This is a genomic window from Pseudomonas sp. W2Jun17 (assembly GCF_023127795.1).
GTDB lineage: Bacteria > Pseudomonadota > Gammaproteobacteria > Pseudomonadales > Pseudomonadaceae > Aquipseudomonas > Aquipseudomonas synxantha_A.
This window is the reverse complement of sequence record NZ_SPKO01000009.1, coordinates 23,264-49,220: the sequence shown is the minus strand read 5'-3', so window position 1 is coordinate 49,220 and position 25,957 is coordinate 23,264. Positions and strand designations below refer to the sequence as shown.

21 protein-coding genes are annotated in these 25,957 nt (G+C 60.0%); 12 read left to right on the top strand and 9 right to left on the bottom strand.

All coding sequences use genetic code 11. The annotated features are described in order from the left end of the window. Positions 1-61 precede the first annotated feature (61 nt). The 8 genes from E4O98_RS07675 (at position 62) to cobA (ending at position 11,337) form a co-directional block, all read left to right on the top strand. Positions 62-1,261: a CmpA/NrtA family ABC transporter substrate-binding protein gene (locus E4O98_RS07675; protein WP_032879926.1), complete on the top strand. Its 1,200-nt coding sequence runs from the start codon at positions 62-64 to the stop codon at positions 1,259-1,261. Between the two features lie 13 nt (positions 1,262-1,274). Continuing rightward, the gene (locus tag E4O98_RS07670) at positions 1,275-1,850 is read left to right on the top strand and encodes an ANTAR domain-containing protein (RefSeq protein ID WP_005790358.1); all 576 of its coding nucleotides are present in this window, start codon (positions 1,275-1,277) and stop codon (positions 1,848-1,850) included. A 145-nt stretch (positions 1,851-1,995) separates the two neighbouring features. Next, positions 1,996-3,207, top strand: coding sequence for a nitrate/nitrite transporter (locus tag E4O98_RS07665; RefSeq protein ID WP_078822055.1), 1,212 nt, complete (start codon positions 1,996-1,998; stop codon positions 3,205-3,207). Then, positions 3,207-4,874 carry a bifunctional protein-serine/threonine kinase/phosphatase gene (locus tag E4O98_RS07660; RefSeq protein ID WP_248134607.1) on the top strand — a complete coding sequence of 556 codons (1,668 nt, stop codon included), beginning with the start codon at positions 3,207-3,209 and terminating at the stop codon, positions 4,872-4,874. The genes E4O98_RS07665 and E4O98_RS07660 overlap by 1 nt, the downstream gene beginning before the upstream one ends. Positions 4,875-5,107: 233 nt before the next feature. After that, positions 5,108-7,561 carry a nitrite reductase large subunit NirB gene (nirB, locus tag E4O98_RS07655; protein WP_248134605.1) on the top strand — a complete coding sequence of 818 codons (2,454 nt, stop codon included), beginning with the start codon at positions 5,108-5,110 and terminating at the stop codon, positions 7,559-7,561. Further along, a complete protein-coding gene (gene nirD, locus E4O98_RS07650) occupies positions 7,558-7,875 on the top strand; it encodes a nitrite reductase small subunit NirD (RefSeq protein WP_005790365.1) in 318 nt (105 codons plus the stop codon). Before nirB ends, nirD begins: the two co-directional genes overlap by 4 nt. After that, on the top strand, positions 7,875-10,583 hold the full coding sequence (locus tag E4O98_RS07645; RefSeq protein WP_248134603.1) for a nitrate reductase: 2,709 nt from the start codon (positions 7,875-7,877) through the stop codon (positions 10,581-10,583). The genes nirD and E4O98_RS07645 overlap by 1 nt, the downstream gene beginning before the upstream one ends. A 10-nt stretch (positions 10,584-10,593) precedes the next feature. Further along, entirely contained in the window at positions 10,594-11,337 is a 744-nt protein-coding gene (gene cobA, locus E4O98_RS07640; RefSeq protein WP_032879920.1) for a uroporphyrinogen-III C-methyltransferase, read from the top strand. A gap of 60 nt (positions 11,338-11,397) precedes the next feature. Here the strand turns inward: cobA and E4O98_RS07635 are convergent, their stop codons facing one another. The 8 genes from E4O98_RS07635 to ppsA form a co-directional block, all read right to left on the bottom strand. Then, positions 11,398-12,378: an OmpA family protein gene (locus E4O98_RS07635; protein WP_005790371.1), complete on the bottom strand. Its 981-nt coding sequence runs from the start codon at positions 12,376-12,378 to the stop codon at positions 11,398-11,400. Between the two features lie 107 nt (positions 12,379-12,485). Continuing rightward, positions 12,486-13,076: an RNA polymerase sigma factor SigX gene (sigX, locus tag E4O98_RS07630; RefSeq protein ID WP_003193286.1), complete on the bottom strand. Its 591-nt coding sequence runs from the start codon at positions 13,074-13,076 to the stop codon at positions 12,486-12,488. Positions 13,077-13,163: 87 nt separating this feature from the next. Continuing rightward, on the bottom strand, positions 13,164-13,988 hold the full coding sequence (locus E4O98_RS07625; protein WP_248134601.1) for a mechanosensitive ion channel domain-containing protein: 825 nt from the start codon (positions 13,986-13,988) through the stop codon (positions 13,164-13,166). A gap of 2 nt (positions 13,989-13,990) precedes the next feature. Then, positions 13,991-14,236 (bottom strand): hypothetical protein, encoded by a 246-nt coding sequence (locus E4O98_RS07620; protein WP_005790375.1) that lies wholly within the window; start codon positions 14,234-14,236, stop codon positions 13,991-13,993. 86 nt (positions 14,237-14,322) lie between these two features. After that, positions 14,323-15,318, bottom strand: a complete 996-nt coding sequence (locus E4O98_RS07615; RefSeq protein ID WP_005790378.1) for a zinc transporter ZntB — start codon at positions 15,316-15,318, stop codon at positions 14,323-14,325. Positions 15,319-15,333: 15 nt separating this feature from the next. After that, positions 15,334-15,825 carry a ribonuclease E activity regulator RraA gene (rraA, locus tag E4O98_RS07610; protein WP_005790380.1) on the bottom strand — a complete coding sequence of 164 codons (492 nt, stop codon included), beginning with the start codon at positions 15,823-15,825 and terminating at the stop codon, positions 15,334-15,336. A 229-nt stretch (positions 15,826-16,054) separates the two neighbouring features. After that, a complete protein-coding gene (locus tag E4O98_RS07605; RefSeq protein WP_032879918.1) occupies positions 16,055-17,044 on the bottom strand; it encodes an alpha/beta fold hydrolase in 990 nt (329 codons plus the stop codon). A 106-nt stretch (positions 17,045-17,150) separates the two neighbouring features. Then, positions 17,151-19,526, bottom strand: a complete 2,376-nt coding sequence (ppsA, locus tag E4O98_RS07600; RefSeq protein WP_005790384.1) for a phosphoenolpyruvate synthase — start codon at positions 19,524-19,526, stop codon at positions 17,151-17,153. 178 nt (positions 19,527-19,704) lie between these two features. Here ppsA and E4O98_RS07595 point away from each other — a divergent pair, with 178 nt between their 5' ends. Further along, positions 19,705-20,523: a pyruvate, water dikinase regulatory protein gene (locus E4O98_RS07595; protein ID WP_003193298.1), complete on the top strand. Its 819-nt coding sequence runs from the start codon at positions 19,705-19,707 to the stop codon at positions 20,521-20,523. Between the two features lie 104 nt (positions 20,524-20,627). Here E4O98_RS07595 and E4O98_RS07590 read toward each other — a convergent pair whose 3' ends face one another. Further along, positions 20,628-22,052, bottom strand: coding sequence for a PLP-dependent aminotransferase family protein (locus E4O98_RS07590; RefSeq protein ID WP_005790387.1), 1,425 nt, complete (start codon positions 22,050-22,052; stop codon positions 20,628-20,630). Between the two features lie 109 nt (positions 22,053-22,161). Here E4O98_RS07590 and E4O98_RS07585 point away from each other — a divergent pair, with 109 nt between their 5' ends. From E4O98_RS07585 to E4O98_RS07575, 3 genes are read left to right on the top strand one after another with little or no spacing between them, the layout of a single operon-like run. Beyond that, positions 22,162-23,106 carry an EamA family transporter gene (locus E4O98_RS07585; RefSeq protein ID WP_032879916.1) on the top strand — a complete coding sequence of 315 codons (945 nt, stop codon included), beginning with the start codon at positions 22,162-22,164 and terminating at the stop codon, positions 23,104-23,106. Between the two features lie 23 nt (positions 23,107-23,129). Next, the gene (gene moeB, locus E4O98_RS07580; protein WP_103733620.1) at positions 23,130-24,992 is read left to right on the top strand and encodes a molybdopterin-synthase adenylyltransferase MoeB; all 1,863 of its coding nucleotides are present in this window, start codon (positions 23,130-23,132) and stop codon (positions 24,990-24,992) included. 16 nt (positions 24,993-25,008) lie between these two features. Then, a complete protein-coding gene (locus E4O98_RS07575) occupies positions 25,009-25,923 on the top strand; it encodes a cysteine synthase family protein (RefSeq protein WP_057701141.1) in 915 nt (304 codons plus the stop codon). Positions 25,924-25,957: the final 34 nt, after the last annotated feature.

Genomic DNA, 25,957 nt, shown 5'->3' with positions numbered 1-25,957 from the left:
GCAATGGCCTGTCACGCCAAGCCGGGAAACGACGCTTTTTTTTCAGAAAAGGCAGGTATTGATGAACGATCCGCTGGCTTGGGTAAACGGCAGCGATGCCCCGGAAAAGAGCAGCCTTGACCTGGGGTTCATGGCCCTGACCGATTGCGCGTCGCTGGTGGTCGCTGCCACCCAGGGCTTCGCCCAGCCCTACGGCCTCACACTGAACCTCAAGCGCCAATCATCCTGGGCCAACCTGCGTGACAAGCTGGTCAGTGGCGAGCTGGACGCCGCCCACGGGCTGTACGGGCTGATCTATGCCGTGCATCTGGGCATCGGCGGCGTTGCGCCTACCGACATGGCCGTACTGATGGGCCTCAACCAGAACGGCCAGAGCATCAACCTGTCCCACGGCCTGCAACATCAGGGAGTGGTCACTCCTGAAGCGCTGGAACGCCACGTGCACCAAAGCCGGACAAAACTGACCTTCGCCCAGACATTTCCCACGGGCACCCACGCCATGTGGTTGTATTACTGGCTGGCGAGCCAAGGCATTCATCCATTGCAGGATGTGAACAGCGTGGTGGTGCCGCCGCCGCAAATGGTGGCGCACCTGCAGGCCGGACGCATCGACGGTTTTTGTGTCGGCGAGCCTTGGAGTGCCAGTGCAGTGCAACATCATCAAGGCTTTACTCTGGCGACCACCCAGGCGATCTGGCCCAATCATCCGGAAAAGGTCCTGGGCTGCACCCAGGCGTTCGTCGACGCGTTTCCCAATACCGCCCGCCTATTGGTCATGGCGATCCTCGAGGCCAGCCGGTTTATCGAACAGAGCATTGAAAACCGCCGTTCCACCGCGCAGTTGCTCAGCGCTCGCGACTACCTCGACGCCCCGTTGGACTGCATCGAGCCGCGTCTGCTGGGTCATTACGAGGACGGCTTGGGTAACCAGTGGCAGGATCCCCATGCTTTGCGCTTTTTCGCCGGTGGCGAGGTGAATTTGCCCTACCTCAGCGACGGCATGTGGTTCATGACCCAGTTCCGGCGTTGGGGCTTGTTGCGTGAAGACCCTGACTACCTCGGCGTCGCCTGCCAGGTCCAGCAATTGGCACTGTATCGCCAGGCCGCCGATGCGCTGGGCCTCAGCGTTGGCGACGCGCCGATGCGCAGCAGTCAATTGATCGACGGCAAAATCTGGGACGGCTCCGACCCCGCCGGTTACGCCCGCAGCTTCCGCCTCAATGCCCTGGGCGATGACAACCACCGTCAAGCGCTGCGCTGACAGGAGCTCAATGATGCTACGAATCCTGTTGATCAATGACACCCCGCGCAAGGTCGGGCGCCTCAAGGCCGCCCTGACCGAAGCCGGCTTCGAGGTGATCGATGAATCCGGCCTGACCATCGACCTGCCCGCACGCGTCGAAACAGTGCGCCCGGACGTGATCCTGATCGATACCGAGTCACCCGGCCGCGATGTGATGGAGCAAGTGGTGTTGGTCAGCCGCGACCAGCCCCGGCCTATCGTGATGTTTACCGATGAGCATGACCCGAATGTGATGCGCCAGGCAATCAAGTCCGGCGTCAGTGCCTATATCGTCGAAGGCATTCAGGCCCAACGCCTGCAACCGATCCTTGATGTGGCCATGGCCCGCTTCGAGAGTGACCAGGCCCTGCGCGCGCAGTTGCAGGCCCGCGACCTGCAATTGGCCGAACGTAAACGCATCGAGTTGGCCAAGGGCCTGCTGATGAAAATGAAGAGCTGTAATGAAGAAGAGGCGTACACCCTGATGCGCCGTCAGGCCATGAGTCGCCAGCAGAAACTGATCCAGGTGGCAGAGCAGATTATCGCCATGAGCGAGTTGCTCGGCTGATCTGGCTCAGCTCTTGCTAAAGAATCCTCACAGGTAACCAACGGCGGTTGCCCCTCCACGACAAAGACGTCGCCCACCCGGTTTGCCCTCGCGAACCCGGTGGCGGCGTTTTTTCGTTTCAGACCCCCAACCGTTGAGGTGCGTGATGAAATCAAGCTTCTGGAAATCCGGGCATACCCCGACCCTGTTTGCCGCGTTCCTGTATTTCGACCTGAGTTTCATGGTCTGGTACCTGTTGGGCCCGCTGGCGGTGCAAATTGCCGCCGACCTGCACCTGACCACCCAGCAGCGCGGCCTGGTGGTGGCCACGCCGATCCTGGCGGGCGCGGTCCTGCGTTTTCTGATGGGCATGTTGGCCGACAAGCTGTCACCCAAGACCGCTGGGCTGATAGGCCAAGTGATTGTGATCGTGGCGCTGTTCTGCGCCTGGAAGCTGGGGATCCACAGTTACGAGCAAGCCTTGCTGCTGGGCGTGTTTCTGGGCATGGCCGGTGCCTCCTTTGCCGTGGCTCTGCCCCTGGCATCGCAGTGGTATCCCGCAGAGCACCAGGGCAAGGCCATGGGCATCGCCGGTGCCGGTAATTCCGGCACCGTATTTGCCGCCTTGCTGGCACCGGTGCTGGCGGCTGCGTTCGGCTGGAGCAATGTGTTCGGCTTTGCGCTGATTCCGCTGGTCCTTACCCTGATCGTATTCGCCTGGCTCGCACGCAACGCGCCACAACGTCCGAAAGCCAAGTCCATGGCCGACTACTTCAAGGCCCTGGGCGACCGCGACAGCTGGTGGTTCATGTTCTTCTACAGCGTGACCTTTGGTGGCTTCATCGGCCTGGCCAGCGCCCTGCCCGGCTACTTCAACGACCAATACGGCCTGAGCCCGGTGACCGCCGGTTACTACACCGCGGCCTGCGTGTTCGGTGGCAGCCTGATGCGCCCGCTGGGCGGCGCCCTGGCCGACCGTTTTGGCGGGATCAAGACCCTGCTCGGCATGTACAGCGTGGCGGTGATCTGTATTGCCGCAGTGGGTTTCAACCTGCCCAGCTCCTACGCGGCGCTGGCGCTTTTCGTCTGCACCATGCTCGGCCTGGGTGCCGGAAATGGCGCGGTATTCCAATTGGTGCCGCAGCGTTTTCGCAGTGAGATCGGCGTAATGACCGGCTTGATCGGCATGGCCGGTGGCATCGGCGGCTTCGCCCTCGCCGCCGGCATGGGCGCGATCAAACAGAGCACCGGCAGTTACCAGTTGGCGCTGTGGTTGTTCGCCAGCCTCGGAGTGCTGGCCTGGTTTGGCCTGCATGGCGTCAAGCGCCGCTGGAGAACCACCTGGGGCTCGGCTGCGGTCACCGCTGCCCGCGTCTGATGAGCCTTCGACTGAGCGTCGCCCAGGCCAGCGCCATTGGCCCACGCAGTGAAAACCAGGATGCGCTGCGGGTGGTCACACCGATGGCGGAACTGGCGGCGAGCAAAGGCTACCTGTGCGCATTGGCCGATGGCGTCAGCCAATGCGCCGACGGTGGCCTGGCCGCGCGCTCGACCTTGCAGGCGCTGGCGCTGGACTACTACGCCACGCCGCAGACCTGGGGGGTGGCCCAGGCGCTCGAACGTCTGTTGGTCGCGCAAAATCGCTGGCTGCAAGCCAACGGTGGTGGGCAACCGTTGCTCACCACCCTCAGCGCCCTGGTGTTTCGCGGCCAACGCTTCACGCTGGCCCATGTCGGTGATTGCCGTGCATATCGCTGGTTCGACGGCGAGTTGCAACGCCTCAGCGAAGACCATGTGTGGGAACAGCCGGGTATGCAGCACGTACTCAAACGCGCCCTTGGCCTGGATCAGCACCTGGTGCTGGACTTCCTCGACGGCCAATTGCGCGAGGGCGAATGTTTCCTCTTGCTCAGCGACGGGGTGTGGGCGACGTTGGGCGATCACAGCATTGGCGCGATTCTGCGTGAGCAAGACGACCTCGACCTGGCCGTCAGCACCCTGGTCAGCGCCGCCCACCTGGCCGGCAGCCAAGACAACGCCAGCGCCTTGCTGGTGCGCATCGACCAACTCGGCGCCGCCACCCTCGGCGACGCCTTGGTGCAGTTGCAGCAATGGCCAACGCCGCCGCCGCTGAAGGTTGGGCAGATCTTTGAAGGCTGGGAGGTGCAAAGCGTGCTCGCGCAGAGTCGGCAATCGTTGCTGTACCGCGTGCACGATGCGCAGCGGCAACCCTGGCTGCTCAAGACCTTGCCCTTGCGCCACGATGACACCGACGCCGCCCAAGCCTTGTTATCGGAGGAATGGTTTCTGCGCCGCGTCGCTGGCCGTGCCTTTCCGCAGGTGCATGCCGCCAGTGGTCGTCAGCATTTGTACTACGTGATGCGCGAATACCCCGGGCAGACCCTCGCCCAGCTGTTTCAACAACAAGGCCCGCTGCCGCTGGCGCAATGGCAGTCAATCGCCGAACGCTTGCTGCGCGCCGTGGGCCTGCTGCATCGCCGACAGATTCTGCACCGCGACATCAAGCCGGAAAACCTGCTGCTGGGCGATGACGGGGAACTGCGGGTGCTGGACTTTGGCCTGGCCTACTGCCCTGGCCTTTCTGAAGACCGTGCCCACTTACTGCCCGGCACCCCGAGTTTTATCGCGCCCGAAGCTTTCGCAGGCGAGCATCCTACTGCGCAACAGGATTTGTATAGTGTCGGTGTGACCTTGTATTACCTGCTGACTGGGCATTACCCCTACGGCGAAATCGAAGCCTTCCAACGCCCGCGTTTCAACCAGCCTGTCAGCGCCAGCCGCTATCGCCCCGACCTGCCGGATTGGTTGCCCCACAGCCTGGAGCGCGCCGTGGCCGCCCTGCCCGCACAGCGCTATGAAACTGCCGAAGAATGGCTGCTGGTACTGGAACAGGCCGACCGCCGCGAACTGAGCGTGCGGCCACGGCCACTGCTGGAGCGCGAGCCGCTGAAGGTCTGGCAAACCCTGGCAGCGGCCTCACTGTTGATCAATCTGGTGCTGCTGTACTGGCTGCTGCACCACTAACGAGCAAAATCCACCTCTCTCCTGTTTAAACGCCCAATAAAACTGGGGGTATGTAACTTGGCACAGCTGCTGCATTAGGTCTTCCAACAACCCACATATAGCCGCCCCTTCAACGTCGAAGGGTCGAGCTTCCCGAGAGAACGGGACCAGGACAAAGGCGTCCTCGCTAGCTGACTAGCGGGGACGCCTTTTTTTGTTTGCGCACGATTTGTCGAGCCATTGCGGAGAACGACATGAAAAAACTCAAACTGGTGATGATCGGCAACGGCATGGCCGGGGTTCGCACCCTTGAAGAATTGCTCAAGCTGAGCAGCGAACTGTACGACATCACCGTGTTCGGCGCCGAGCCCCACACCAACTACAACCGCATCCTGCTGTCGCCGGTGCTGGCCGGTGAGCAAACCTTCGAAGAGATCGTGCTCAACGACCTCGACTGGTACCTGGATAACAACGTCAAGCTGCTGCTCAACCGCAAGGTGGTGCAGATCGACCGGGTCAAGCGCAAAGTCATTGCCGAAGACGGCACCGAGGCCGAGTACGATCGCCTGCTGATCGCCACCGGTTCTACGCCGTTTATCCTGCCGATTCCCGGCAATACCTTGCAGGGCGTGATTGGCTACCGCGACATTGCCGATACCCAGGCGATGATCGACACCGCCAGGACCCACAAGCACGCGGTGGTGATCGGTGGTGGCCTGCTCGGCCTGGAAGCGGCCAACGGCCTGATGCTGCGCGGTATGCACGTGACGGTGGTGCATCTCGGTGAATGGCTGCTGGAACGCCAACTGGACAAGACCAGCGGCCAGTTGCTGCAAACCGAACTGGAAAGCCGTGGCCTGGTGTTTCGCCTGTGCGAGCAAACCCAGGCCCTGCACGATGCCGGCAATGGTCGCGTCGGCTCGGTGCAGTTCAAGAATGGCGACATCATCCCCGCCGACCTGGTGGTGATGGCCGCCGGTATCCGCCCCAACACCGAACTGGCGGAGAAGTCCGGCATCCCCTGCAACCGTGGGATCCTGGTCAACGACACGATGCAAACCTACGACCCGCGCATCTACGCGATCGGCGAATGCGCCAGCCATCGCGGGATCGCCTATGGCCTGGTGGCGCCGCTGTTCGAACAGGCCAAGGTCTGCGCCAACCACTTGGCCCAACTGGGCTTTGCCACTTACAAAGGCTCGGTGACCTCGACCAAGCTGAAGGTGACCGGCATCGACCTCTTTTCTGCCGGCGACTTCATGGGCGGTGAAGGCACCGAGACCATCACCCTCTCCGACCCGATCGGCGGCGTATACAAGAAGCTGGTAATCAAGGACGACATCCTGGTCGGTGCGTGCCTGTACGGCGATACCGCGGATGGTGGTTGGTACTTCCGCCAGATCCGTGAGAACCATGCAATTGGCGAGATCCGCGATCACCTGATGTTCGGTGAGAACGCCTTGGGCGATGTGGGCCATCAAGGCCAGGACAAAGCCATGAGCATGGCCGACAGCGCCGAAGTCTGCGGCTGCAACGGCGTGTGCAAAGGCACCATCGTCAAGGCAATCCAGGAACAAGGGCTGTTCAGCGTCGATGAGGTGAAAAAACACACCAAGGCCGCCAGCTCCTGCGGTTCCTGTGCCGGGCTGGTTGAGCAGATCCTGATCAACACCGTGGGCGGCGCGGCTGACGTCAAACCCAAAAGCGAAAAGGCCATCTGTGGGTGCAGCGACCTTAATCACGGGCAGATCCGTCAGGCTATCCGCGAGCAGCACTTGCTGACTATCGACAGCACCATGCGCTACCTGAACTGGCGTAACCCCAATGGCTGCGCCACCTGCCGCCCCGCTCTCAACTACTACCTGATTTCAACCTGGCCGGGCGAGGCCAAGGACGACCCGCAATCACGACTGATCAACGAACGGGCCCACGCCAATATTCAGAAAGACGGCACCTACTCTGTAGTCCCACGGATGTGGGGCGGCGTGACCAATCCTTCGGAGCTGCGCCGCATCGCCGATGTGGCCGACAAGTACAACGTGCCGATGGTGAAAGTCACCGGCGGCCAGCGCATCGACTTGCTCGGCATCAAGAAGCAGGACTTGCCAGGGGTGTGGAAGGACCTGGACATGCCGTCCGGCCATGCCTACGGCAAATCCATCCGCACCGTGAAAACCTGCGTGGGCAGCGAGTTCTGCCGTTTCGGCACGCAGAATTCCACCCAACTGGGCATCGAACTGGAGCATGACCTGTTCAATATGTGGTCACCGCACAAGGTCAAGCTGGCGGTGTCCGGTTGCCCACGCAACTGTTCGGAAGCGGGCATCAAGGACGTGGGAATTATCGGTGTCGACTCCGGTTGGGAGATGTATATCGGTGGCAACGGCGGCATCAAGACCGAAGTCGCGGAGTTTTTCGTCAAGCTCAAGACCGCCGATGAAGTGCGCGAATACAACGGCGCATTTCTGCAGCTGTACCGCGAAGAAGCGTTCTACCTGGAACGCACGGTGCACTACCTGCAACGGGTGGGAATGGAGCACATCAAGAAGGCCGTTCTGGAAGACCCGGCCCGCCGCCAGGCGCTCAATGAGCGTTTGCAGTTCTCGCTGTCATTCGAACAGGACCCGTGGAAGGAACGCCTGGAACAGCCGCTGCTGAAAAAGGAGTTCGACGTTATCCCGGTCAAACAACTGGAGGTGTCGCTATGAACTGGCTGGATATCTGCGCCCTTGATGAAATCAATACCCTGGGCTCGCGCATCATCAGTGGGCCCAAAGGCGACATCGCGATTTTTCGTACCAGTGACGACGAAGTCTTCGCCCTTGACGACCGTTGCCCGCACAAGGGCGGCCCGCTCTCCCAAGGCTTAATCTATGGCAAGCGCGTCGCCTGCCCGCTGCACAACTGGCAGATTGACCTGGCGTCCGGCGAAGCCCAGGCGCCGGATATCGGCTGCGCCCACCATCATCAGGCCCGGGTAGAAAACGGCCGGGTGATGCTGGCCCTGCGGGACGCGGGTTGATGAACCGCCAGACCACCGCGTCCACCTGCTGTTATTGCGGCGTGGGCTGCGGCGTGCTGATCGAGCATGACGGCGAGCAGATCCTGGGGGTACAAGGCGATCCGAGCCATCCGGCCAACTTCGGCAAATTGTGCAGCAAAGGCGCCAGCCTGCACCTGACCGGCGACGTGAGCGCACGCGCCCTGTATCCGGAGTTGCGCCTGGGCAAAGGTTTGGCCCGTACCCGTACCGACTGGGACACCGCCCTGGATCACGCCGCCAACGTGTTCGCCGAGACCATCGCCGAGCACGGCCCGGACAGCGTGGCGTTCTATATCTCGGGGCAACTATTGACCGAGGATTACTACAGCTTCAACAAGCTGGCCCGGGCGTTGGTAGGCACCAACAATATCGACAGCAATTCTCGGCTGTGCATGTCATCGGCGGTGGTCGGCTACAAACGCAGCCTGGGCGCCGATGCGCCGCCATGCAGTTATGAAGACCTGGAAAACAGCGACTGCGTGATGATCGTCGGCAGCAATATGGCCTACGCCCACCCGGTATTGTTCCGACGCCTGGAGCAGGCCAAGGCGCAGCGCCCGCAGATGAAAGTGCTGGTGATTGATCCTCGGCGTACAGACACCTGCGATTTGGCTGACCTGCACCTGGCAATCTTGCCGGGGACGGACGTGGCGTTGTTTCACGGGATTTTGCATTTGCTGCTGTGGGAAGACTGGATTGATCGTGCGTTCATCCAGGCCCACACCGATGGCCTGGCCGAGCTCAAACGCCTGGTGCATGACTACACGCCGCAGATGGTCACGCAGTTGTGCGGGATCAGCGTCGAACAACTGCGCCTATGTGCGCAGTGGGTCGGCACATCCAGCAGCTTCTTGTCGCTATGGTGCATGGGCCTCAACCAATCCACTGCCGGCAGCGCAAAAAACAGCGCGTTGATCAACCTGCACTTGGCCACGGGCACCATTGGCAGGCCGGGGTGCGGGCCGTTTTCCCTGACCGGTCAACCGAATGCCATGGGCGGTCGCGAAACCGGCAGCCTGTCCAACCTGCTGCCGGGCCACCGCGAGGCGTCCAACCCGGCACATCGCGCTGAAGTGGCCACCTATTGGGGTGTGGAGCAACTGCCTGCACCCGCTGGCCTTACCGCGATCGAACTGTTTGAACAGATGCAGGCAGGCAAGATCAAGGCCCTGTGGATCGCCTGCACCAACCCTGCACAATCCTTGCCCGACCAGAACGCCGTGCGTGCGGCCTTGGCGGCGTGCCCGTTCGTGGTGTTGCAGGAGGCTTTTCGCACCACCGAAACCGCCACTTATGCCGACCTGCTGTTGCCTGCCGCCAGTTGGGGCGAAAAAGACGGCACGGTCACCAACTCCGAGCGGCGTATTTCCCACGTACGCCGCGCCATCAGCCCACCGGGAGAGGCGCGGGCGGACTGGGCAATTACCGTAGATTTCGCACAGCGCCTGGAGCGTCGCCTACGGCCAGGGTTGCCCAGCCTGTTCGCCTTTGCACAGCCGGCGCAGCTGTTTGACGAGTTCAAGGGGCTCACTCAAGGGCGTGACCTCGACTTGTCCGGTATCAGCCATGGCCTGCTCGACCAACTCGGCCCGCAGCAATGGCCGTTTCCCACAGGCGCACAGACAGGCACAGCGCGCCTTTATAGCGATGGCATCTTCCCCACCGACAATGGCCGGGCGCGGTTTGTGGCCGACCCTTACCGCGCGGCCAAGGAACAACGGGACGCGCGCTTCCCCCTGACCTTGATCACCGGCCGTCTGCGTGACCAGTGGCACGGTATGAGCCGCACCGGCACGGCCGCACAGTTGTTCGGGCATGTCAGTGAAGCGCTGTTGAGCCTGCACCCGGACGAGCTTCGCCGCCACCGCTTCCAGGAAGGTGACCTGGTCAGCCTGAAAAGCCGTCGCGGCAGCGTGATCGTCGCTGTCAGCAGCGATGACAGCGTACGGCCCGGCCAGGCATTTCTGCCGATGCATTGGGGCGACCGCTTTCTCAAGGGCGGCGTCAATGTGATCACCCAACCGGCGTTTGACCCACTGTCCAAACAGCCTGAACTCAAGCACAGCGGGGTGCGTCTGGAAGCCGTGCAACTGCCGTGGCAGCTGTTCGCCTTGATCGAGGGCAATGTGCAGCAGCATTTCGAAGCGCTGCGCCCGCTGTGTGAGGAATTTGCCTACGTCAGCCTTAGCCTGGCCGGCCGTGAACGCCCTGCGTTGCTGGTACGGGCAGCCCATACCGAGGCGCCGGACCTGCATTTGTTGACTCGGATTGACCACTTGCTGGGCCTGAACGACGGTCCGGTCATGGCCTACGACGACCCGCGCCGCTCGATCGGCAAGCGCGTGAAAATCGAAAAAGGCCGTATCACCGCCCTGCGCCTGGCCGGCGAAACCCTGGCCCGCCACTGGTTGCAAAGCCTGTGGCTGGAAGGCCGCGCCGACGAGCAACTGCGACGCTGGCTGTTGGCACCTTTAAGCGCGCCACCCGGTGCCGCAACGGCCAGCAACAAGATTGTGTGTAACTGCAAGAACGTCAGCGAAAACGCCGTGTGTGCGGGCGTTGGACGTGGCCTGGACCTGGATGGACTTAAACGGGAACTGGGCTGCGGCACCCAATGCGGCTCCTGCGTGCCGGAAATCAAACGTCTTTTGGCCTGCAAACCGCAGCCAATCGCCATCAGTGTGTAAGGGGTACAACATGAGCGCAAAAGTGTGGCTGGTAGGCGCGGGGCCCGGTGATCCGGAGTTGCTGACCCTCAAGGCAGTCAGAGCCCTGCATGAAGCGGACGTGGTGCTGATTGATGACCTGGTCAACCCGGCCGTGCTCGAACACTGCGGCGATGCACGCGTGATTACCGTCGGAAAACGCGGTGGCTGCCGCTCCACGCCCCAGGATTTTATCCATCGCCTGATGCTGCGTTATGCCCGCCAGGGCAAATGCGTGGTGCGGCTCAAGGGCGGCGACCCGTGCATTTTTGGTCGCGGTGGCGAAGAGGCGCTGTGGCTGCGCGAACGTGGCATTGAGGTGGAGTTGGTCAACGGCATCACGTCGGGGTTAGCCGGGGCGACGAGCTGCGATATCCCCCTGACGTTACGCGGTGTGAGCCGTGGCGTGACGCTGGTCACTGCTCATACTCAGGACGACAGCGCGTTGAACTGGCGCGCACTGGCAGAAAGTGGAACCACACTGGTGGTGTACATGGGCGTGGCGAAGCTGGAGGAGATTCGTCAGCAGTTGCTCGAAGGCGGCATGGCCCCGGACATGCCCGTGGCGATGATCGAAAATGCTTCGCTGCCCCAGCAGCGCGAATGCCGCAGTGATCTGGCGCGGATGCATGAGGATGCGCAAGCGTTCGCCCTGAAAAGCCCGGCTATCCTGGTGATTGGTAGCGTTGCTGGTGCTGCGCAGGCGGCTTGCCTGGCGACGGCGGCCAGTGCCTGAGGCAAATTCCAGGCGAAAAAAACCCGGCCTAAGCCGGGTTTTTTTGTAAAGCCAGGCTAATTACTTAGCGGTGGCTTCAACAGCTGCTTCTACGCGACGGTTAACAGCGCGGCCAGCTTCAGTTGCGTTGTCAGCAACTGGGCGGGACTCACCGTAACCAACGGAAGTGATGCGGCTAGGAGCTACGCCATCTTTAACCAGGACTTGCTTAACAGCGTCAGCACGACGCTGGGACAGCTTCTGGTTGTAAGCGTCTGGACCGACGGAGTCAGTGTGACCAGCAACTTCTACGTTGGTGTCTGGGTACTGAGCCATGAAGTCGGCCAGGTTTTTCACGTCGCCGTAGCTGTTAGGCTTAACAACCGACTTGTCGAAGTCGAACTTAACGTCCAGCTCAACACGAACAACCTGAGCAACCGGAGCTTCTGGCTCTGGAACTGGCTCTGGAGCTGGTGCTGGGGTAGGAGCTGGAGCAGCTGCGCCAGCGTTACCGCCGAAGTTCACGCCCAGGCCAACCAGTGCGGAGTAGTCCCACTTGCCGTTGTCCAGACCGTAGTCAGCTTCAACACCAGCACGAGCGTACAGGTTGTTGGTGAAGTAGTACTTCACGCCAGTACCGATGGTGGCGAAAGTGGTCTGGTCGCGACCGCTGTGGCCGTCAGCCTTGACGTTGGTACGGCTCTGGTGGCCGAAACCGCCTTCAACGTATGGACGCAGGCTATCAACGCCAGCCTGACCGAAGTGGTACTGAGCAACGAGGCTGCCAGTGTCACCTTTGATCTTCTGGTTGCCAGTGCCGTCGTTCGAACGGGTGTGGTTGGTCTTGTCGTACGACAGATTCAACGACAGATCGTCGGTCAGGAAGTAACCAATGCGAGCGCCTGGGTTGAAGCCGTCTTCGATGTGCTTAACGCTATCGTTGTACTGCTTCTTGTAGAACAGCTCGCCTTCAACTGCGCCTTGGCCTTGTGCCAGAACGCCGAAAGAAGTAGCGGCAATAAGAGAACCAATGGCCAAGCCCAAGGTGTTTTTCAGTTTCATCCGTTAAATCCCCATCTGGTGATTGTAAAGCAGTCCCACAAACCGGGGGACAACTCGGCGACAAGTCTAACAGAACTTGCCTACACGTAAGAGATATTTGCTACGCACTAAGTTTCAGTCTCGCCCGCAAATTTCTCACGTAATTTATCAAGAGCACGTTTGTACCGCATTTTTGTAGCACTCAAGCCCATATGCATGATGTCAGCGATTTCCTGGAATTCCAGCTCTGCGACAAAGCGAAGCACCAGAATTTCCCGGTCAATCGGGTTCACATGCACCAACCAGCGATCAAGTCCGCCCTTCTCCTCGGGTGCCGGCGCCTTTTCTTCAGACGCCTCCTCAAGGGGGTCCAGACTCAAAGCGTCCATCAAGCGACGCTTTCGCCGTTCCTTCCGATACTGCGTGATGCACTCGTTGTACGTGATGCTGTACAGCCAGGTCTTGAACTTCGATTTGCCCTCGAAGTTCTTCAGGCCATATAGCACCTTGAGCATCACTTCCTGACAGACATCGTCCGCGTCTCTATCGTTCCCCAAATACCTTGAACAAACGTTGAACAGAGTGCGTTGATACCTGCGCATCAATTCTTCGTACGCGCGTGTTACGTGAAACAGCTCCGTGTGCGAGCGCGCGACCAACTCCTCATCAGAGAGCTCACGGGGGTCATAGCGCGTGGACAGCGTTTGGGCTTTATTCAAAACAAGTCGTGCCGGCAGTCAGGTCAATGTCCGTTGCAACCCGGTCACCCGGGTTTGCGGCGGCGTACATTAGCAGGGTTTGCCGGATTAGCGGCTACTGACCTGCTGCTCCAGGAGAATCCGGTTGGACAGCGAAACCAGTTCTCCGTCATCGGTGAGCACTGTCGTCTTGACCGTGCCGATCTCCTCGATCTGCCCTTCAACCTCGCCCACACGCACTTGTTGCCCAACCTGATATAGCTCACGCACATAGATTCCCGCAAGAATCTGACCGGCAATTTCCCGGCTTCCCAAACCCATGGCCAGTGCAACGGCCAGACCAACGGTAATCAAAACAATCACAATGACGTGGTTCAGCAGGTCAGTCTTGACCTCCAACTGGCTGATCGCGACGGAAATACTGATGATGATCACCAGCCCCTGTGCGATTCGCCCCAAGCCTGCCGCGTAGTCCAACCCCACGCCTTCAGCGGCCCCGCGCACCAGCCCATTGGCCAATTGCGCGAGTAAAACACCTACCAGCAACACCAGCGCGCCGCCGAAAACTTTCGGCAAATACAGTGCCAGCATGTCGAGCGTAGCTGAAACTCGCTCAAGTCCAAGGGATTGCGCTGCAGAAACCAGAAAAATAAGTAGAACAAACCAGTAGACGATCTTGCCGATCAAGGTAGAAATCGGCACCTGCAGCCCGGCGCGACCCAGCAATTTGGTCAAACCGGTGCCGGCCATCAGGCGATCCATCCCGAGTTTGGCGAGCAGCTTGGACAACAGGGTGTCGAGCAACTTGGCCACGACAAAGCCCAGCAACACCAGGACCAGGGCACCAAACAGGTTGGGAATGAAATTCGCAACCTTGGTCCACAATGCGGTCATCGCGGTGACCAGGCTCTGGGTCCAGAGATCAAGTTCCATATTCAATCAGCCTTATCAGCAGTGCGAGCAAGAGGTTTACGGCGCGAAACCGGTGACACATGGGCCGAACCGTTGTTCAGGGCCATCATCAATGCCGGCAACCAACGCCCGAGCAGCCCGAACAGATCACCCGCACCGACCTGACGGTTGGCGGTTTTCAATACGCGACCCAGGCAAGCATCGTCATCACGGTTGGATGGCGAAGCATTGAGCATGTCACGCAAAGACTGTTCGAACGGATCGTGCATAGAGACCTCTCGCAAGTGATTTAAAAGACGAGGGTAAAATTCATCGGGTCACATCGACCCTTTCTTACGTTCAGGTCATATTCAGCTCAAACCCATCGTAATCGTCGAAATAGCCACCATTGTCCCAGGGCCACCGAGACCATCAACAGGCACGCAATCATGAATCCGTAGGGGCTCTCGGAGAACGGAATGCCACCCACATTTATACCGAGCAAACCGGTGAGAAAACTCATCGGCAAGAAGATCCCGGTGATGATCCCGAAGCGATACATGGTGCGGTTCATGCGCAGGCTCAAGCGCCGGTCTTCGGCCTCAAGCACAAGCCCCACGCGCTCTCTGGCCAGTTCCAGCTCTTCCAGGTAACGGGTCAGACTGTTGTGCAACTCGTTCCAATAGTCAGCATCGTCATCGCAAAACCATGCCAATTTTATTCGCGTCAGCTGGGCAAAAATATCCCGCTGTGGTGCCAAAAACCGCTTGAGCCCGGCCGCGCGCCGACGGATCTGCAAAACGCTGCCGTGCTCTGGGGTATACCGTTCGTCGGCATCGAGTTTTTCTTCCTCGGAATCGACGATTTCAGACAACCCTGTAACCAGATCCTGCACTTTGTTGGTCAGGTACTGAGCCATATAAAGGATGAGTTCAGACGCCGTTTTTGGGCCTTTGCCGTCCGCCAGTTGCACCAATAGCTCATCGGTGGCGCGCAACGGGCGCAAACGCAGGGAGATCACACGATTGGCGGCGGCGAAGATACGCACCGAAACCATGTCCTCCGGCTCTGCCCCGGGGTTGAGATTGATCCCGCGCAGAAACAACAGCAATTCGGCGTCGGGCAACGGCAACAACCGTGGGCGGGTGTTCTCCTCCAGCAGCAGGTCGCAGGCAAATTCGCTCAGGCCGCTGGATTTGCGCAGCCAGGTCTGGGTCTGGGGATGGCTGCGATCCCAATGCAGCCACAGGCTTTCCTGGGGTTGCAACTGCAGATCGTCGAGCTCAGTCCGGGCAATCGAACGCGCACCGCCTTTACCATCCAGCACCAGGGCATGTACCAGCCCCCATTGCGCGTTCTCTTCCTCGAACATCCAGACTCCTTGGGTTTATTCAGGCATTTTCAGCGGGCTGGGCGACACGATCACGCCGTTATTGTCGGCGTAGATGTACTCACCCGGACGGAACGTCACACCCGCGAACGTCACAACGACGTTCAGGTCACCGAGGCCACGCTTGTCGGTTTTCATCGGGTGGGAGGCCAGTGCCTGCACACCCAAGTCGGTCTGGGCGAGAACATCCACATCCCGGACGCAACCATAGATCACCAGCCCTTCCCAGCCATTTTTCGCAGCTTTATCGGCAATCAGATCGCCCAGCAACGCGCGGCGCAGTGAGCCTCCGCCGTCAACGACCATCACTTTGCCAGCGCCCGGCTGGTCAGCCTGTTCCTTTACCAGGGAATTATCTTCGAAGCATTTGATGGTGACGATCTCACCCCCAAAAGAATCTCGGCCACCGAAGTTGCTGAACATCGGCTCCACTACCTGCACCAGTTCCGGGTAGGCGTCACACAGGTCGGGGGTCACGTAATGGTTCATCGAGAAGCTCCTGTCGTCAAAGAAGAGATCGAACATCCACGGTGTACATCAGAAAAACGCGCCGCGACAGGCATTCTTTAAGTGCCTGCCAGTGGTGAGCCGCCATGATCGGACCCGCATCAGCGCAACGCAATACACGTTGCGCGACTGAATATGACCAGAAGCGCCCAGCGCGTCATATCTTAGCCGCAACCACTCAAGAGTGAAACGCCCTTGGTAGAGCGTTTGCTCAAACTGCTGCGGCCACTTGGGGTCGAGTCCCGAATAATGGTGTCAGTGGGTCGTTCAACCACCGTTCCACCAATGGCCATACTTCGGCCTGCGCGGCTTTGCTGACCAGCATCTGCACATGCCCGAAGTCCTCGCTGAAACCCTGCTCGCGCCCCAGGCACAGATACTGGCGATGCTCGCTGCCGACCTGCTCGAAGAGCTTGCGACACGCCCAGTCCGGGTCTTGCCGATCGCCCGCCGCGCTGACCGCGAGCAACGGCACATCGATCTGCGCCAAGCCCTTCCACCAGTCACATTCGGCATCGCCGAAGCGGCCGAACAGGCCATTCCAGCGCATCGCTTCGATCATCACTCCCGCCGGCTCATCCTCGGGGCCGCGCTTGAAGCGTGGGCCAGACACATGGGCAAGGCGCTTGAGGATCAACCGAGTACCCCACTCCACGGGTGGAATTTTCAACGGCCAATGGGTGCGGCTGACCTGGCAGCCGAACAATGCCACCGAAGCCACCTCAGGCGCCCCCAAATGTTGCCCGCCCAGGGCCGCAGCCAAGGTCGTGGCACCGAGGGAATGCCCGATCCAGTGCGGGACCTGCCCGCTTTGCTCACGCACAAAGGCCCCCATGGCCGGCAAATCGTAGCGGGCGTAATCGGCGACGCGGTTTCTGGCGTACTCATGGTTGCGCTTGGACAGCCCATGGCCGCGCATTTCCGGGATCCACACATCAAAACCCCGGCGCGCCAGGTACGCGCCCAGGCCGATCCCCTTGGGCGAGTACCAGAAGCGCCGATTGGAAAAGCTGCCATGCAACAAAATAATCGGCGTGCCCCGGTTTTCCGGGACATCGGCCAGGCCCAAACGGGTAACCGCCAGCTCGACGGTGCCATCAGGGCTATTGCCGGGCTTGAGCCGGTAGACGTCTTCACTCAGGTCGCCACGACGTTCAGCGCTGATCAAGGCGACGGGAAACAGGTTGCTGCTGCTTTGCATAATGCTCTTGCACAAAAAAGGGCGGCGTCCGCAAGGAGTTCCCGCCCAGTACAGATAAGAATGCCGGTCACCCTCACGAGTGACCGGCACTTTTGACGTTGCGACTTTAAGCGGACGCTTGGCCTTCCGCCAGGAAGAACCAGGTTTCCAGCACAGAGTCCGGGTTCAGCGAGACGCTTTCAATGCCCTGCTCCATCAGCCATTTAGCCAGGTCAGGGTGGTCGGAAGGGCCTTGGCCACAGATACCAATGTACTTGCCGGCCTTGTTACACGCCTGGATGGCATTGGCCAGCAGCTTTTTGACCGCAGGGTTACGCTCGTCAAACAGGTGAGCGATGATCCCGGAGTCGCGGTCCAGGCCCAGGGTCAGCTGGGTCAGGTCGTTGGAGCCGATGGAGAAACCGTCGAAGAACTCCAGGAATTCCTCGGCCAGGATGGCGTTGGACGGCAACTCGCACATCATGATCACGCGCAGGCCGTTCTCGCCACGAGTCAGGCCGTTTTCGGCGAGCAGGTCGACCACCTGGCTCGCTTCGCCCAGGGTGCGCACAAATGGCACCATGATCTCGACGTTGGTCAGGCCCATCTCGTTGCGCACGCGCTTGAGTGCACGGCACTCGAGCTCGAAGCAGTCACGGAAGGCTTCGCTGATGTAACGCGAGGCGCCACGGAAGCCCAGCATCGGGTTTTCTTCTTCCGGCTCGTAGAGCTTGCCGCCGATCAGGTTGGCGTACTCGTTGGACTTGAAGTCCGACAGGCGCACGATGACCTTTTTCGGGTAGAACGCCGCGGCCAGGGTACTGATGCCTTCCACCAGCTTCTCGACATAGAAGCCTACCGGGTCGTTGTAGCCGGCGATGCGCTTGTCGACGCTTTCCTTGATATCCAGCGGCAGGCCGTCATAGTTCAACAAGGCCTTTGGGTGCACGCCGATCATGCGATTGATGATGAACTCCAGGCGGGCCAGGCCCACACCGGCGTTCGGCAACTGCGCGAAATCGAAGGCGCGGTCCGGGTTGCCGACGTTCATCATGATCTTGAACGGCAGGTCGGGCATGGCGTCGATGGAATTTTGCTTGATATCGAAGCCCAGCTCACCTTCGAAGATGAAACCGGTATCGCCTTCGGCGCAAGACACGGTGACACCCTGGCCCTCCTTGAGCAGTTGGGTGGCGTTGCCGCAACCGACTACCGCCGGGATCCCCAGTTCACGGGCGATGATCGCCGCGTGGCAAGTACGCCCGCCTCGGTTGGTGACAATGGCGCTGGCGCGCTTCATCACCGGCTCCCAGTCCGGGTCGGTCATGTCGGAAACCAGCACGTCGCCGGGCTGGACCTTGTCCATCTCGGACACGTCCTTGATGATGCGCACCTTGCCAGCACCGATGCGCTGGCCGATGGCACGGCCTTCCACCAGTACGGTGCCGGTTTCCTTGAGCAGGTAACGCTCCATGACATTGGCCGAAGTGCGGCTCTTCACGGTTTCCGGACGCGCTTGCACGATATATAGCTTGCCGTCGTCACCGTCCTTGGCCCACTCGATGTCCATCGGGCACTTGTAGTGCTTCTCGATGATCATCGCCTGTTTGGCCAGTTCGCTGACTTCAGCATCGGTCAGGCAGAAACGCGCGCGCTCGGCCTTGTCGACGTCAACGGTTTTCACCGAGCGACCGGCCTTGGCTTCGTCGCCGTAGATCATCTTGATCGCCTTGCTGCCCAGGTTGCGGCGCAGGATGGCCGGGCGGCCGGCCTCAAGGGTGTGCTTGTGCACGTAGAATTCGTCAGGGTTGACCGCGCCTTGTACGACGGTTTCGCCCAGGCCGTAGGCACCGGTAATGAATACCACATCACGGAAGCCCGACTCAGTGTCCAGGGTGAACATCACGCCAGCAGTGCCGGTTTCCGAACGCACCATGCGCTGCACACCAGCAGACAAGGCCACCAGCTTGTGGTCGAAACCCTGGTGTACACGGTAGGAAATAGCGCGGTCGTTGAACAGCGAGGCGAATACTTCCTTGGCCGCGCGAATGACGTTTTCCACGCCACGGATATTCAGGAAGGTTTCCTGCTGGCCGGCAAAGGAAGCGTCCGGCAAGTCTTCGGCGGTGGCCGAGGAGCGTACGGCGACAGCCATGTCCGGGTTGCCGGCGGACAGGGTGGCGAAGGCGGTGCGAATTTCTTCGTTGAGCTTCTCGGGGAACTCGGCTTCCATGATCCACTGACGGATCTGGGCGCCGGTCTTGGCCAGGGCGTTGACGTCGTCGACGTCCAAGGCATCCAGCGCGGCGTGGATCTGGGCGTTGAGGCCGCTCAGCTCGAGGAAGTCGCGGTAAGCCTGGGCCGTGGTGGCGAAACCACCGGGCACCGAGACACCAGCGCCTGCAAGATTACTGATCATCTCGCCGAGGGATGCGTTCTTGCCCCCCACATGCTCTACATCATGGACGCCGAGCTTATCGAGGGAAACTACGTACTCTACCAAGGTGATCTCTCCACTTTCTGTGTTGGAAAAGCTCAGGACGCGGGTTGCTCAGTAGGAGCTAACGCCAGCGCTTGTGGCCTGGACCTGGAAAATAAGTGAGAATGCGGCCCACTGCGGGACGGCAAAATCGCGCCTATCATATCCAAGATTCGCCATCAGCTTAAGGCCCAGGGCTCAAATGAAACGATCTGCTTTCTTTATTTCCGACGGCACCGGCATCACAGCCGAAACACTGGGCCAGAGCCTGCTTGCGCAGTTCGAAAACATTACCTTCGCCAAATTCACCCGGCCTTATATAGACAGCGTGGATAAAGCGCGGGCCATGGTACAACAAATCAATCTGGCGGCTGAAAAAGACGGTTTTCGCCCGATCATTTTCGACACCATCGTCAATCAAGACATTCGTGAGATTCTCGCAACGTCGAATGGTTTCATGATCGACATTTTCTCGACCTTCCTGGCGCCATTGGAACAGGAGTTGAGTGAGCATTCTTCATACTCTGTCGGAAAGTCCCATTCCATCGGGCATAACTCCAACTATATGGAGCGCATCGAGGCGGTGAACTTTGCCCTCGACAACGATGATGGCGCCCGCACCCACTACTACGACAAGGCCGACCTGATCCTGGTGGGCGTGTCGCGTTGCGGCAAGACCCCGACCTGTCTGTACATGGCCATGCAATTCGGTATCCGTGCGGCCAACTACCCGCTGACAGAAGACGATATGGAGCACCTGACGCTGCCCGCCGCCCTGCGCGCCCACTCGCACAAACTGTTCGGCCTGACCATCGACCCGGACCGCCTGACCGCCATCCGTAACGAACGCAAGCCCAACAGCCGCTACTCCAGCTATGCGCAGTGCGAGTTCGAAGTGCGTGAAGTGGAAAATCTGTTCCGTCGCGAGAATATTGCACACATCAATTCCACGCATTTTTCGGTGGAAGAGATTTCGGCAAAGATTTTGGTTGAGAAGGGTGTGGAGCGGCGCTTCAAGTGATCTCTGTCGCCTGATCTGACGCTATCGCAGGCAAGCCAGCTCCCACAGTTGGAATGCGTTCCCCTGTGGGAGCTGGCTTGCCTGCGATGAACGGTAACGCGGATTTACAGATGAAACCGCCCCCCCCCCTGCCCCAACGCCGTCGCCAGCGCATCAAACCCCTCGCGCAGTAACTGATCATCGCCAGACGTATTGCAGATACTCGCCCGAATAAACTGCGGCACCGCCGTCTGCCCCACGGCAAACGCCTCGGCGGTGGCGATCAGGTAATTGTTCTGCCTGAGCTCTGCCTCGATTTCCGACGCACGCCATGGCTCCGGCACTTCGATCCAGAAATGCGGGCTGTTGAGGTGGGTGCGATACGCCAGCCCGGTCAATAAATCCTCGACCAAGGTCTTGCGGCGGCTGATTTCGTTGATTTGTTGGCGCAACAGATATTCCGCCGTGCCGTTTTCGATCCACTGGGTGGCCAGTTCCAGGGTCACAGGCGTCGCCATCCAGCAGGTCGAGCGCAGTGCCGCCGAGATGCGGCTGACCAGTGCCGGTGGCGCGTGCACGTAGCCTACCCGCAACCCTGCCGACACCGCTTTGCTCAGACTGCTGATCAAAATCGTACGCTCAGGCGCGAAATAGCTGAGGGGCGGCGGGCGATCCTCAACCAGCACGCCGTGGGCTTCGTCCTCGAGAATCAGCAGGTTGTGCTCACGACACACCTTGGCCAAGGCTTCGCGACGCGCCACCGACAACACCGCCGTCGTGGGATTCTGAATAGTCGGCGTGCAGTACAACGCCGAAATGCGGTGATTACGACAGACCTCATCCAGCGCCGTGGGCAACACGCCTTCTTCATCCATTTCCAGGCCAATCAGGCGCACGCCCAACATGCGCGCAGCCGTAATCAGCCCAGGATAAGTCAGTTGCTCGGTGACTACCGTATCGCCAGCACGCAGCAGCGCCATCATCGCGCACAGCAAACCGTGCTGGCCGCCGTTGACGCAGATGACCTGCTCTGGAATCGGATGAAAATCGCGCTGCACCAGCCATTGCGCCCCGGCTTCACGGTAACGCGGCAAGCCGGCGTCGGGGGTATAGGCGCTGATGTCCTGCAGGAACTTGGCGTTGGTCGACAGCGTTTGGAAGCTCTGGGCAAGAAACACCGTTTCCTGCCCCGGAATGTGCATGTTGCGACTCATGTCGAAGTACTGGCGCGGCTCCTCGCTGAAATTGCGAAAGCCTTCATCACGCTGACGCTCCATCCCACGCTTGCGCACGAAGGTTCCGTCACCGACCCGCGCAACCACCAAGCCCAGGCGCTCCAACTCACCGTAGGCCCGGCTGATGGTGCCAATGGTCACCCCCAGGTTGTCGGACAGCACCCGATGGGGCGGCAGTTTTCGTCCCGGCTCAATCAAGCCTTCGAGGATGCCCCGCTCCATCACATCAGACAGGCGCTTGTACTTCACGCCCTGCCCGTTGGACAGGCCCTCACGCATAATTGACACCATGTCAATATTTGTTTTGACAGCCATCTTTCGCCCTAATAGTGTGCTTTTACGGGTTCAATCGCCGATAAACATAACTCATTACAAGTTCAATATAGAGTTCAATTCCGGCTCAGGGAAGCAATAAAAGATGCCAATGTCCGCCGTTCTCGAAAACACTGCAAAAACAAAAACTCAAAAACAGTGGCTCGCCGGGCTGGTGACCAGCTTGATGTTTCTGATCGTGTGCCTGAGTTGGGGCACTACATGGCTGGGCATCAAGATCGCCGTAGAGAGCGTGCCGCCGCTGACATCCGCCGGGCTGCGCTTTCTGATCGCGTTTCCGCTGTTCCTGTGTTTTGCCATGGTGCGTCGCGAGCCGATCCTGTTCCCACGGGAAAGCCGCTGGTTCTTTGTGTTTGTGACCCTGTCGTACTTCAGCGTTCCCTACTACCTGCTCAACTATGGCGAGATGCACGTGTCATCCGGCCTGACGGCCCTGCTGTTCAGCTGCATGCCGGTATTCATCCTGATCTTTTCGGCGCTGTTCCTGCGTGAGCGCATCTACTTCTCCCAGGTCGTTGGCATCGGTATCGGGTTTGGCAGCCTCTACATGATCATCAAGAGCCAGGGCCTGCACCTGGACCACGCCGAGTTCTTCGGGGTGTTGGCGATACTGAGCGCCGCGATCATGCACGCGTTGTGCTACGTGATTACCAAGCAGAAAGGCAGTGCCATCAGCGTGATTACCTACAACACCCTGCCCATCGGCATCGCCGGGCTGATGTTGTTCGTCGCCGGCCTGTGGTTTGAAACGCCAGCCTTCAATGACATCACCCTGCGCTCCTGGACTGCACTGTTCTACCTCGGGCTGGTGGCCTCGGTAGGCGGGTTTATTGTGTATTTCATGCTGCTCAAGCGCCTGAGCCCGATCATCCTGTCGTTTGTCTTCATCATCTTCCCGGTATTCGCGGTGATCATCGGTGCCTGGTACGAAGGCGTGGAAATTTCCCGCGACCTTATGCTGTATTCGGCGATTCTGCTGGCCGGCTTTGCGATCACCAAGCTGCCGGTTGAAAAACTCCTGGCCAAGAAAAAATGACCCTCAACCAACGCGAGAGAAACATGGAAGTCCTCCGCCCCACCGCCCTGGAACAGATCTACGCCCACGCCAGCCGCAGCTACCCAGAAGAGTGCTGCGGCTTCGTCTTCGCCGACGGCAGTGTGTACCTGGGCAGCAATATCCAGAACGAGCTGCACCACAAGAACTCCCAGATGTACCCCCGCAGCGCGGCCAACGGCTACACCTTCTCGGTGGCCGATACCCTGCTGCTGAACAAGTCGTTTCGCAGCGACAACCCGGTGGTGGTGATCTATCACTCCCACCCGGATGTCGGCGCCTATTTCAGTGATGAAGACCAGGACAAGGCGCTGTTCATGGGGGAGCCGATCTACCCCGTCAGCTATCTGGTGGTGGATGTTCGCCAGAGCCAGGTCCTGGGCTCAAAACTGTTTGCCTGGGATGGCAAGCATTTCGCACCTCAACCCTTCAACGACCTGCACACGGAGTTGTCCATGAACGCTGTCTCTTTCCCCGACATTCTGGTTCGCGTGGCCAAGCTGCCGGAATCGACCCTTGAGGGCGCCGGATCGACATTGCGCGAAGTCATTGAAAATCTCTGCACCAATCACCCCCAATTGCGTCAGTACCTGTTCCATGAAAAGAACAACCAGCTCAAGGAACACTTCCTGTTTACCGCCGAGGAGGCGCTGATCGAAGCCGATGAAGTCCTGCCGCCAAAATCCCGGATCGAAGTGTTGCTCGCCACCTCAGGCGGCATGGACATCGACACCCTGAGCAACGAAGAAGTGCAGCGCTACGTGCGCCACATCACCCTGCCGGGCGTCGGCCGCGAAGGCCAATTGAACCTGAAGAAAGCCAAAGTTCTGGTCATCGGCACCGGGGGCCTGGGCTCGCCCATCAGCCTGTACCTGGCAGCGGCAGGCATCGGCACCCTGGGGCTGGTGGATTTTGATGTGGTGGAAAGCAGCAACCTGCAGCGCCAGATTGTCCATGGCAACAGCACCCTGGGAATGCCCAAGGTCGAGTCCGCCAAGCAACGCCTGCTGGACCTCAACCCTCATATCCGGATCAATGCGCACAACACCGCGCTTGACACCGACAACGCTCTGGAACTGGTGGGCGCCTATGACCTGGTGATCGACGGTACCGATAATTTCGATACCCGCTACCTGGTCAACGATGCTTGCGTACAGTTGGGCAAACCTTTGGTCTATGGCGCCATCTACCGTTTCGACGGGCAGATCAGCGTGCTCAACTACAAAGGCGGGCCGTGCTATCGCTGCCTGTTTCCCAAGGCCCCGCCCGCAGAACTGGCGCCCAATTGCAGCGCCGGCGGCGTGATCGGCGTGCTGCCGGGTGTGGTCGGAATGATCCAGGCCACCGAGGCGATCAAATTGCTGATCGGCATTGGCGAACCTTTATCCGGCCGCTTGATGCGCTTTGACGCGCTGGCGATGAAGTTCAGCGAGATCCGCTTCAAGCGCCGCCTCGACTGCCCCTGCTGCTCGGAGCTGCGCAGCAGCGAAAGCGCCGCCCCCACGGCATGTGCCGATGCCGTACCGAGCCAACCGTCGCTGGCGGCAGAACGCTACATCAAGCCTCAGAACCTCAAGCAGGTGCTTGAGCACCCCAACAGCGCCGATGTATTGCTGGACGTGCGCGACGCCAGCGAATTGGAAGTATGCAAGCTGCCAGGCGTGCTGCACATTCCCCTGGCCGAACTGGATGGGCAACTCGACAACCTCAGCCGCGACAACACCCATTACCTGATCTGCTACGCGGGCACCCGCGCCGAACAGGCCGCCAGCACCCTGCTGGCAGCCGGGTTCGCGAACACCAAAGTCCTGCAGGGCGGCATGAAGCACTGGGTTCGCGACGTCGAACCCGACATGCCTCTGTACTGATCGTGGAGACTTGCTGATGCTGCATAACTCCATTCTCGACGTCATCGGCCAAACGCCTATCGTGCGCCTGGCCCAGTTTTCCGAAGACCTCGGCATCGAGGTCTACGCCAAGCTGGAATCCCTCAACCCCGGTGGCAGCCACAAGGCGCGCATCGCCTTGGGCATGATCCTCGATGCCGAGCGCCGTGGCGTACTGATCCGCGACTCCGGGCAAACCATCATCGAACCCAGCGGCGGCAACACCGGCATTGGCCTGGTGATGGCCGGCAATGTCCTGGGCTATAAAGTGGTGCTGGTGATCCCTGACAACTACAGCCCCGAAAAGCAGAAATTGCTACGCCTGTATGGTGCCAAAGTGGTGCTGTCAGACAGCCGCCTGGGCAACAACTCCCACGGCGAAAAGTGCATGGAACTGCAGTTGGAAAACCCCAACTTCGTGATGCTCAACCAGCAGCGCAACGGCGCCAACCCGCAGACCCACCGCGACACCACCGCGCCGGAGATCATCCGCGCCTTCGGTGATCAGCGCGTGGACTACTTCGTCAGCGGCATCGGCACAGGTGGCCATATCACCGGCATTGGCGAAACCCTCAAGGCCGCCTGGCCAGCGATCCGCGTGATGGGCGTGGAGCCGCAGGAATGCGACCTGCTCAAAGACCAGCACGCTGCGCACGCAATCCAGGGCCTGTCGATTGGCCTGATCCCGAGCATCCTCAACCTGGACGTGATCGACGGCATGCTCAAGGTGTCGCACTCGGCGTGCCTGGACATGATCAAACGCATCATGCGCACCGACGCCATCAGCCTGGGGCTGTCCTCCGCCGCCAACATGGTTGCCATCGCCCAACTCGCCCCCGAACTGCCGCCTGAAACGGTGGTGCTGACCATGGTCTACGACAATGCCGACAGCTACCTGCCCAGTTTCGAGTAACGGGTTTTTCAATCATCCAGAATGCGGGGGTGCC